Here is a 7,593-nt window from a genome sequence, read left to right as displayed (position 1 = left end):
TGATGACATCAACGAAGCTAAAGCATTAGCTTAAATAAAATGTAAATTTTAACCGGAGCTTAAGCTCCGGTTTTTCATTTACGCTATGATATGATCTCCATACGCGAAAACTCCCATTTGCCTCCGACACAGGATAAAGCAAAATCATGCTTTGCTATAAGCGAAGATCGATGTCCGACGCTTACAATAATCGAATTCTTTAACTCTTCTTTAATTAACGAATAAGCAATGTTCTCACTGTTCTCATCAAGAGCAGATGTCGCTTCATCCAAAAATAAGAGTTTGGGCTTTAACAATAAAGCACGCACAAATGCCACTCTCTGCTGTTCACCTAACGACAGGATATGCGACCAGATATCCTCTTTATCAAGAAGAGGAATTAAATGATCAAGATGTAATGCTTTAAAATATTCTTCAGTAAGTCCTTTACTCTCAGGAGCTTTAGGGTATCCTGCCGCTTCCCGTAAAGTTCCTTGAGGAAGATACGGTTTTTGACTTAAAAATAAAACTTCTCCCTCTTTCGGCTCTGTAATACTTCCTGCGGCAAAAGGCCAAATTCCCGCTATAGTGCGGATTAGCGTTGATTTACCGCATCCTGACGGACCGCGGATCAGCATGCTGTCCCCTAAATTTAAGCAAAAAGAAATATCTTGACCTAAAACTTCACCGCTCTGAGTCTTAACCTCAAGATCTTCTGCTTTAAAAACCTCACCTTCTTTTTGTGCAGCAATGCACTTGCAATTATCTGCCCGCTCCATCCCGTCAAAAAACAAAGCAAGACGGTCAATGACAGCTTTCCAAGAAGCCCAATCGGAAAAATTGGCAACCAAGGTCGATAATGCGCTTTGTACCTGTCCGAAAGCAGAATTAATCTGCATAATACTGCCCATAGTTATGATTTTGGCAAAATACAAAGGAGCTGCAATCAAAATCGGAAAAATAACCGCAAGCTGCGCATAACCTAAAGTTAAAAATCCCAGTCGTTTTTGGCAATTGATAAGACTTATATAGTTTTTAACTACATTAAAGAACCTGTCTCTTAAAGTAAGATTCTCAATCTCTTCACCTTTATATAAAGCAATGGACTCGGCATTTTCACGCACGCGGATAAGCGAGAAACGGAAATCAGCTTCATAGCGCTGCTGCCTGAAATTAAGTTTGACTAAAGGCTTGCCCAAAATGAAAGTAATTAAAGTTCCGGCAACTGAGTAAATCAACGCCAAATACAAAAGATAACCGTCAGGCAGATGCAGAACATAGCCGTTCCATAAAGTCAGATCCACGCTACCGGATAAATCCCACAGAACTACGGCAAAAGTCACCATCATGGCTAAATCCGTAGTAGTACCTAAAAACAGTACAATGGTCGCGTTAACGAATAGACTTAAATCGTCGGCAATACGCTGATCGGGGTTATCGGTATTTTTATCCGTAAGCTGAAGCTTGTAATAAGTACTTTTTTCAAGCCATTCATTCATTACTTTACCGGTAAGCCAGCGACGCCAATTAATTGCAAGCCGCGACTGTAAAAAGGCTTTATATACGGTAACCACCACATGAATTGATGCAAGCAAAGCAAATACTAGAATCTGATGCTTAAAAGCTGCAACATCATAATTTTGAATAGTATCCCAAAAAGTCTTATACCAAGTATTGATAGAGGTTGCTATCCAAATTGAACCTGCGGTAAGGGCAATAATAACAATCAGCAAAAACCATGAAATCATGCTGTCCTTACTGGTCCAATAAGGTTTTAACATGCGCCAAAAAGATGCCAGCGAAACTTTAAGCGGCAGACTGTCTGACGGTTTTCTGTCAGCGCTCTGCCCTGCATGCAGCTCTTTTTGAGCTGTTCTTTTAAATAATAAAGTTTTAAACATTTAGCATGAACCTACAAAAAACGCTCTAAAAATACCGCAACACCATCTTCTTCATTTGACAAAGTAATGGCCTTAGCCGCTTTCTTGGCCTCCGGCATAGCATTTGCCATCGCAACACCAAGCCCTGCCGTTTCCAGCATTTTGCAATCATTTTCAGCATCGCCAAAAGCCATCGTTCTTTCTATTTCAATGTTTAAAATTTTGCACAACTCACCAAGGGCTTTACCTTTGGTGCCGTCAAAAGGAATAAACTCCAGGAAATTCGGATCTGAACGCATAACCGTAAAAAGCTTGTGCAAATCAGGAGAAATAGCCGCACGAACCTTATCTAAATCCGCATCAGGACCTACGATTAAAATCTTATAAAACGGCTCATTATCATCGCATTGCATAAAATCAATTGCCGTATACGGAGCCCCCGAGTGAACAACCTCGCGGGTCGTTGCCGGATTTAAATCTTCAATCACCAAACCGCGCGTTTTAGAGTATGCATGTACCTTACAGTTAAACTTATGAGCAAGCTTAGTTACCTCTTTAATACTCTTGCCGTCAGCACATAAAGAATATACGTCATGAAAATCATTAAGCTCGACTATAGCTGCTCCGTTATAGCAAACGGCGTATGCATTTGAATGCAATATTCCCATTTCTTTTGCATAGTTTACGATACCGCACGGCGGACGTCCCGTCACTATAACCGGTCTTATTCCCTCTTCCCGTGCTTTTTTTAGTACATCTTTCGTTTTTTGCGTCACGGTCTTATCTTTAGTTAAAACCGTTCCGTCCATATCTAACGCTACAAGTTTATAAAAACCTTTTTTTACTTCCACATTATCTAAGGTCAAGGCCATGATTTGTTTCCTTTTCTTCTTATTCTGGTTGGAATCTTAACCTTTCTTGATATCAAAAAAAAGAAAAATCCCTGCTCATATTACCCATTAAAGTCATACGAACAGGGATTGATATTAAAAAACAACTAATTATGCACCGGCTTTTTTCAAAGCTGCATCGACGATCTCGGTTGCTTCTTTTTCAATCTGAGCTAAATGTTCAGGTCCCTTGAAGCTTTCCATATAGATCTTATAAATATTTTCCGTTCCTGACGGACGGGCAGCAAACCAACCGTTCTTAGTTACCACCTTCAAACCGCCGATAGCTGCACCGTTGCCCGGAGCTGCGGTAAGTTTATCGGTGATCTCCTCTCCTGCTAAAGTTGAAGCCTCAACAGCTGACGGATCGAGTTTCTTCAATACCGACTTCTGTTTAGCGCTTGCAGGAGCATCAACACGGTTATAAACCGGAGCACCGTATTTCTCGGTTAAATTCTTATAATGCTCTGACGGATCTTTTCCGGTTACAGCAAGCATCTCAGCTGAGAGCAATGCTGCAATGATTCCGTCTTTATCGGTAGTCCATACACTGCCGTCTTTCTTTAAGAATGAAGCTCCGGCACTTTCCTCACAGCCTAATGCAAGAGAGCCGTCAAACAATCCCGGAACAAACCACTTAAAGCCTACCGGAACCTCGCAAACCTTGCGGCCTAAACCTTCAGCAACGCGATTCATCATATTAGAAGATACGACAGTCTTGCCGACCATTGCGTTCTTCGGCCAATTCTCACGATGAGTATAAATATAGTTAATGGCGGCAGACAAATAATGATTAGGGTTCATCAAACCGGAATGGCAAACGATGCCGTGACGGTCATAATCCGGATCGTTGCCAAAAGCGATATCAAAATCGTCTTTCATTGCGATAAGGCCTGCCATTGCATAAGGGCTGGAGCAATCCATACGGATCTTGCCGTCCTTATCAAGGCACATGAAAGAGAAAGTAGGATCAACGCGATAATTTACCACTTTGATATTAAGTTTATAGCGGTCGGCAATGCGATCCCAATAGAACAATCCGGAACCGCCCAAAGGATCTACGCCCAAACGAATCCCTGACTTAGAAATAGCCTCTAAATCAATAACGTTGCCCAAATCCTCTACATACTCGGTGAGCATGTCATATTCTTTAACATTAGGAAGCTTAAGAGCCTGCTCATAAGGAACGCGCTTGACGCCTGCAAGCTTGTTTCTTAAAAGCTCATTAGCACGATCCTGAACCCATGAAGTAATTTCCGTTCCGGCAGGACCGCCGTCGGTCGGATTGTATTTAAATCCGCCGTCAGTCGGAGGATTATGGGACGGAGTAATGACAATACCGTCAGCAAGGCCTGAAGATCTGCCCTGGTTGTAAGTCAAAATAGCATGAGAAATTGAAGGAGTCGGAGTATAACCGTGATCTTTTTCAATTCTGACCTCAACGCCGTTTGCGCCTAAAACTTCAATTGCCGTAGCTAAAGCCGCTTCGGACAAAGCATGAGTATCCATGCCGATATACAAAGGACCTGTGATATTTTCTTTAGCACGATACTCGGCGATAGCTTGGGAAATTGCCAGAATATGGGACTCGGTAAAAGAACTGTTAAGAGAAGTTCCGCGATGTCCTGAGGTTCCGAAACTTACTTGCTCGTCAGGGTTTTCAACATTAGGGTGATTTAAATAATAAGCCGCCATCAAACGCGGAATATTAACCAAATCTTCTTCGCGGGCTTTTTTTCCTGCATAAGGGTGAATTGCCATTATAGTTACCTCAAAAAACTATGTTTTTCATCACGTACTTTTTAATTTTACAAAAAGTTTTATAGTGAAGATAAGCGTTTCATTTTTAAGTGTGAGATAAAACTTATTTTTTCAAAAAAAGAATAAAGTCCCTCACATATTTACCAATCCGATAGAAAACTAAAAGTAATTATTTATCTTTTCTAATTTTTTACCTTATGACAAAAAATTAATTTACAGATTTTGCCGTACAATGTGAGCTAAAAATTCGGATTACAATTTAAGCGATGTTTTTACTTTTTTGTCTGGCTATTTTGACGGGTGCTGCCAACCCAATACAAACAGCTGCAAACAGCAAATTGCGATTTCAATTAGGATCTCCTTTTTTAGCCTCTCTTATAAACTGTTCAGTAGGAGTATCCTGCTTAATTCTGGCCAATTTAATCCAAGGTAAATTTTCTCTTCCGCAAGACGTTTTTTCCTCTACTCCTTTATGGGCCTGGAGCGGCGGATTGATGGGCGTTTTCATTCTCGTCATCGCCATCGTGCTCATGAATTATCTAGGCGGACTTAAAACCGTCCTTATTACCATGACGGGAATGATTTTAACCGGAATAGTACTTGATCATTTCGCGCTGTTAAATGTCCCGCATCATCCTTTTGATTTAAATCGCGCCATCGGCCTTTGCTGTGTGGTTTTAGGTATAGTACTAGTATTTAAACTGCCGCAGCTTATAAAAAGCGGACAACCGGTAAACTTTAAATTATCCGAGATCTGTCTTTATCCTTTAGGATTGTTTTCAGGAGCGCTTATGACTCTGCAATCGGCTATCAATGCGGTTTTAAGCGTTAAATTAAATTCACTTATCCTGACGGCTCTTTTTTGCATGTCCTTGTCTCTTATCTTATTTATCTGCATCGGATTTTGCACCAAACCAGGATTAAAAAATCTTTGGCGTCTTAACGTTAAAGGGCAATATTGGATCCTGTGCGGCGGATTCTGCGGATCTTTCTTTGTTTTGTGCAACGCCTTTTTAATTCCGCTTTTAGGAGCAGGCGCCGTATCAATTCTTTGCATCACGGGACAACTGTCCTGCGGCCTTATCATCGATCATTTCGGATTACTCTCGGCCAAACAAAGAAAAGCACGCTTTTCACAGATTTTAGGTCTTATCATTATTCTTTTAGGCATCATATTCATTCGTCTTCTCTAAGGAGCTTTTCGTGATTTCATTTTCCTGCATAAGTCCCTGCAAACTTAATTTATTTTTATATATTACAGGCCGCCGCCCCGACGGTTATCATGATTTGCAAACGCTTTTTTGTCTCCTTGATTACGGTGACATGATGCACTTTAACGTCAATGACGACAAAGAGATAAATCTTTTAACTGACTTTGGTTTTCCTAAAGAAGACAATCTTATTTACAAAGCTGCCAAAATGCTTAAAGAGTACACTAAAAGCGCAAAAGGCTGCAGCATTGCTATCGACAAAATATTACCCCAAGGCGGAGGTTTGGGCGGAGGATCAAGCAACGCCGCAACGACTCTTTTAGTTTTAAACAAACTCTGGAACACGAATTTAAGTGAAGACGAACTTGCAGCTATCGGCAAACAATTAGGAGCGGACGTTCCGGTTTTCGTGCGCGGCAAGAGTGCCTTTGCCGAAGGGGTCGGGGAAAAATTGTCACCTCTTGAATTGCCTAAACGTTACTACCTTGTGCATACGCCTAACTGTCATGTTTCCACCAAAGCGGTATTCGGTGATCCCATGCTTAAACGCGACAGTAAAAAACGCAGTTTAAATGAGCTTTTAAATCAACCTTTTAATAATGATTTTACCCCTACGGTAAGAAAAAATTATTACGAAGTTGGACAGGCCTTAGACAGGTTGGTAAAATATGGGCCGGCGTTTATGTCAGGAAGCGGATCCTCTTGTTTTGTGTCTTTTAATGAAAAAGCTGATGCTGTCAAGGCATTGGAGGATTTTGATCCGCAGGAAGGAAAAAGTTTTATTGCCTCTTCGGTAAATCTTTCTCCTGTACTAACCGCTTTAAATGAATTTCTTAATTAACACAGGGTTATATTATGGCTGATATGAAGTTGTTTGCCGGAAACGCGACTCCCGAGCTGGCAAAGCAAATAGCATCCCGTTTGTACACTCGCCTGGGTGATGCAACCGTTGACCGTTTCAGTGATGGAGAAATCCACGTTCAGATTAATGAAAACGTACGCGGATGCGACATTTTTATCATTCAGTCAACCTGCGCGCCGACTAATGATAACCTCATGGAGCTTATCGTTATGATCGATGCCATGCGCCGCGCTTCAGCAGGTCGTATTACCGCAGTTATTCCTTATTTCGGATATGCCCGTCAGGATCGCCGTCTGCGTTCCGCTCGCGTACCTATTACAGCAAAAGTAGTTGCCGACTTCTTGTCAAGCGTCGGTGTCGACCGTGTTCTTACCGTTGACCTGCATGCCGAACAGATCCAAGGCTTCTTTGATGTTCCGGTTGACAACTGCTTCTCAAGTCAAATCTTCGTCGAGGACATGTTAAAACAAAACCTTACCAATCCTATTATCGTTTCTCCCGATATGGGCGGTGTTGTTCGTGCCCGTGCTATTGCCAAGCTTTTAAATAATGCCGATATAGCAATTATTGACAAACGTCGTCCTCGTCCCAATGTATCCGAGGTTATGCACCTTATCGGCGACGTAAAAGGTCGTGACTGCATCATCGTTGATGACATCATTGATACCGGCGGGACCTTGTGCAAGTGTGCCGATGCCTTGAAGGACAGAGGCGCCCTTCATGTTATGGCTTATGCCACCCATCCGGTCCTTTCAGGCGATGCCATTAAGAACTTAACAGGATCACGTCTTGACGAGCTTGTTGTTTCAGACTCAATTCCGGCTACTGCCGCTACCAACAAAGTAGAAAAAATTCGTTACTTGTCTCTTGCACCGATGCTTGCCGAAGCCATCCGCCGCATCAGCAACGAAGAATCTATTTCTGCTATGTTCCAGCAGGCATAATTAAAGAAATTTCTTACAAGAAGGCCCTGCATTTGTGAACTGTACCCCGTTTGGTAGACAATTAAC

General features: G+C 41.9%; 6 protein-coding genes. 3 read left to right on the top strand and 3 right to left on the bottom strand.

Features of this window, described 5'->3' with window-relative positions; all coding sequences use genetic code 11:
• Positions 1-83 precede the first annotated feature (83 nt).
• From HMPREF9444_RS05700 to pgm, 3 genes are all read right to left on the bottom strand, one after another.
• The gene (locus tag HMPREF9444_RS05700; protein WP_009143445.1) at positions 84-1,880 is read right to left on the bottom strand and encodes an ABC transporter ATP-binding protein/permease; all 1,797 of its coding nucleotides are present in this window, start codon (positions 1,878-1,880) and stop codon (positions 84-86) included.
• Between the two features lie 11 nt (positions 1,881-1,891).
• Entirely contained in the window at positions 1,892-2,731 is an 840-nt protein-coding gene (locus HMPREF9444_RS05695) for a Cof-type HAD-IIB family hydrolase (protein WP_009143444.1), read from the bottom strand.
• A 129-nt stretch (positions 2,732-2,860) separates the two neighbouring features.
• Positions 2,861-4,510, bottom strand: a complete 1,650-nt coding sequence (gene pgm, locus HMPREF9444_RS05690) for a phosphoglucomutase (alpha-D-glucose-1,6-bisphosphate-dependent) (protein WP_009143443.1) — start codon at positions 4,508-4,510, stop codon at positions 2,861-2,863.
• A 266-nt stretch (positions 4,511-4,776) separates the two neighbouring features.
• Here pgm and HMPREF9444_RS05685 point away from each other — a divergent pair, with 266 nt between their 5' ends.
• The 3 genes from HMPREF9444_RS05685 to HMPREF9444_RS05675 are packed head-to-tail and all read left to right on the top strand — an operon-like array spanning position 4,777 to position 7,527.
• Positions 4,777-5,703, top strand: a complete 927-nt coding sequence (locus HMPREF9444_RS05685) for a DMT family transporter (RefSeq protein WP_040909301.1) — start codon at positions 4,777-4,779, stop codon at positions 5,701-5,703.
• 10 nt (positions 5,704-5,713) lie between these two features.
• On the top strand, positions 5,714-6,562 hold the full coding sequence (ispE, locus tag HMPREF9444_RS05680; RefSeq protein WP_148514381.1) for a 4-(cytidine 5'-diphospho)-2-C-methyl-D-erythritol kinase: 849 nt from the start codon (positions 5,714-5,716) through the stop codon (positions 6,560-6,562).
• 14 nt (positions 6,563-6,576) lie between these two features.
• Entirely contained in the window at positions 6,577-7,527 is a 951-nt protein-coding gene (locus HMPREF9444_RS05675) for a ribose-phosphate pyrophosphokinase (protein WP_009143439.1), read from the top strand.
• Positions 7,528-7,593: the final 66 nt, after the last annotated feature.

Source organism: Succinatimonas hippei YIT 12066 (genome assembly GCF_000188195.1).
GTDB classification, from domain to species: Bacteria; Pseudomonadota; Gammaproteobacteria; order Enterobacterales; family Succinivibrionaceae; genus Succinatimonas; species Succinatimonas hippei.
This window is presented reverse-complemented; position numbering and strand designations above follow the sequence as displayed.